The organism is Actinomyces denticolens, from assembly GCF_002072185.1.
GTDB classification, from domain to species: Bacteria; Actinomycetota; Actinomycetes; order Actinomycetales; family Actinomycetaceae; genus Actinomyces; species Actinomyces denticolens.
Genome location: NZ_MVIW01000074.1, coordinates 1 through 2563 on the forward strand (window position 1 = coordinate 1; position 2563 = coordinate 2563).

Below are 2563 nucleotides of genomic sequence, written 5' to 3' on the forward strand. Positions count from 1 at the left end.
CCCGCGTCGGCCGGATGCCCCGCGGCGCGCGGCGCGGTTTCCGCGGCGCCCGCCTGGCGCGGGGCGAGGCGGGCGCGGTCGGCGGGCAGGGCGGACGCGGACCTGGCCGCCTCGGCCCAGGGGTCCCCCGCTGGGACGAAGATCCACAGCACCGCGTAGAGCATGGGCCCGATCCCCGTCTGCACGCTCAGCAGGACGAAGGCGAGGCGGATGAGGAGAGGGTCGGCCCCCAGGTGGGCCCCGAGGCCCGCGGCGACGCCGCCGAACCAGCGCCCGGAGCGCCGGCCGGCGTCGGGGGCGGGGAGGGAGCGGCCCGGCCTCCGCAGGGGCAGGCGCCGAGGGAGGGGGGACCGCTCCGCCGGAGCGCCCGGCAGGGGATCGTGATGGGAGCCCGGTCCGGCGCCTCCCTCCGGGAACGGGGCGGCGCCGGGCCTCCCCCAGGGCTCGGGGGCAGGGGTGCTCGTAGTGCTCACGGCGCCATCGTGGCACGCAGGAGGGCTCGGGGTACGCCTGAGAGGGGGGAACCAGGGATGCCCTGGGAGAATTCAGGGTCCGCTCAGGGTGTCCCCCGATCGATCGCGGGGCCTGCGGGAGCCAGGATGGAGCCATGAGCACGACACCCTCTCCCTCAGGAAACCCCTCCCCTGATCCTCTCGGTGGGCCGGGCGGCCCGCAGGCCGGGCCCGCCCAGCCCCACCGCCCCTTCATGGCGGGCCTGTTCGACTCCCTGCGCCGCAGCGGCGTGGTGCGCACCGAGCAGCGCGTCGTCGGCGGCGTGTGCGGGGGCCTGGCCCAGCGCCTCGGCATCGACCTCATCCTCGTGCGCTGCGTCGTCGCCGTCCTCTGCCTCGTCATGGGGCTCGGCCTGCTCGCCTACGGCCTGGCCTGGGCGCTGCTCCCCGAGGAGCGCGACGGGCGCATCCATCTGCAGCAGGCGTTCAGCAGTGATATGAGCGCGGGCTTCCTCGGCGCGGTCGTCTGCGTCATCGCCGGGGCGACCCGCCCCGACTGGGGCCTGGGCGAGGGCGTGGTCGTCGGCGCCGGCTGGGCGGGCGTGACCTGGGGCCTGCTGTGGACGGTCGGCGTCATCGGATTGCTCATCTGGCTGATCAGCTCGCAGCGCCAGCAGCGCACGGAGCGGTCCACGCAGTCGGCCCGGCCGGTGGCCGACGGGGCATGGTCGGCCCCGGCCGGGCAGCCCCGGCCCGGATGGGACGCGGATCAGGGCGCGCCGGCCAATGGGGCGGCGAGTGGTCCCGCCTGGTCGGCGCCCGCCCCGGGGCCCTCGTACGGCCCGCAGGGCGTCGGCCCCGCCTACGCCCGTCCCCGCCCGCCGCACCGTCCTGGTCCCGGGCGCAGGCTGAGCGCCATCGTCGGCGGCCTGCTGCTCCTCGCCCTGGCGGGCATGGTGCTGGCCGAGCGGCATCACATGCTGGACAGGCTCTCCTACTCCCACGCGCTTGTCGTCGTCGGCACGGTGACGGCTCTCCTGGGCGCGGGGGTCCTCATCTCCGGGCTGATCGGGCGCCGTGGTGGCTGGCTGAGCGCCCTGGGCGTCCCGGCGGCCCTTATCGCCCTGCCCATGCTCGCCGCCGGCCCTCTCGCACCCCATGGCCTGGACCTCCTCGTCGCCGACGACGTCGTCATCATCCCTTCTGATGAGCGGCTCTCCAACGGCGACGTCGACCTGGGGTCCTTCGGCGCCGGCGATGCCGTCATCGACCTGCGGGACCTCGGTCAGGCGCACAGCGGCACCACGGCGCGCGTGTCCCTCGGAAGTGGGGATCTGCGGATCCTCGTGGATCGCGATCAACCGGTGCGGATCCGGGCCAGGGTCGGAGCGGGCGAGGTCAGCGCGCTCGCCGACCGGGAATGGGAGATCGAGGGTGTCCAGGACAGGCGCGGCGTCGACTCCACCTGGCGGGGCTCCGACAATGACGGGCCCGGCGAGGCGGCGTCCATCGACGGCGTGCGCATCGACGCCGTCCTGGCCCCCGAGGGGACCCCCTCCAATGCCCTGACGATCGACACGAGCGTCGGCGCCGGGGACATCACGATAGAGGAATCCCCCCACGCCTGGACCCCCTCCCCGGCCACGCCCTCCCCCTCCACGACGCCGAGCGCATCGTCCCCGGCGCCCTCGCCGGCCGCGGGCCCGACGGCGCCCGCCTCCTCGCGCCCCTCCGGCTCGACGGCCCCGAGCCCCACCGCACCCACCCCCACGCACTGACCGCATCCACGGAGACGAGACAGCCATGAGCAGCAGCACGAACAGCAGTACGAGTAGCACCGATGACCGGACTGACCCGTCGGTCGACGGCGCTCCGACCGAGCCCCTCGCCGAGCCGATGACCGAGTCCCTCCCCCGGCCCGAGACGGCCAGTGAGAGCCTCGATGGCGCCGAGAGCCCGCGGGAGCCCATCCCGGGGGGCGCCCCGACCGAGCCCCTGAGGGCGGCGGGCCCGGCGACTGAGCCGCTCCGCGCCCGCCCCGAGTCGGGCGCGCCCGCCAGCGGCGTGTGGTCGGCCGCAACCGCGAGCGCCGCGAGCGCCGCGGGCGCCAC

Annotated in this window: 3 protein-coding genes; 2 read left to right on the forward strand and 1 reads right to left on the reverse strand. The window is 76.1% G+C overall.

The features are described 5' to 3' along the window. Positions 1–473: PspC domain-containing protein (locus tag B1H55_RS11920; RefSeq protein WP_205635526.1), on the reverse strand; the 473-nt coding region annotated here is incomplete at its 3' end. A 134-nt stretch (positions 474–607) separates the two neighbouring features. Here B1H55_RS11920 and B1H55_RS11925 point away from each other — a divergent pair. Both B1H55_RS11925 and B1H55_RS11930 read left to right on the forward strand, forming a co-directional pair. Next, on the forward strand, positions 608–2230 hold the full coding sequence (locus B1H55_RS11925; RefSeq protein WP_077240444.1) for a PspC domain-containing protein: 1623 nt from the start codon (positions 608–610) through the stop codon (positions 2228–2230). A 25-nt stretch (positions 2231–2255) separates the two neighbouring features. Beyond that, the coding region (locus tag B1H55_RS11930) for a hypothetical protein (RefSeq protein WP_205635527.1) at positions 2256–2563 on the forward strand (308 nt) is incomplete at its 3' end.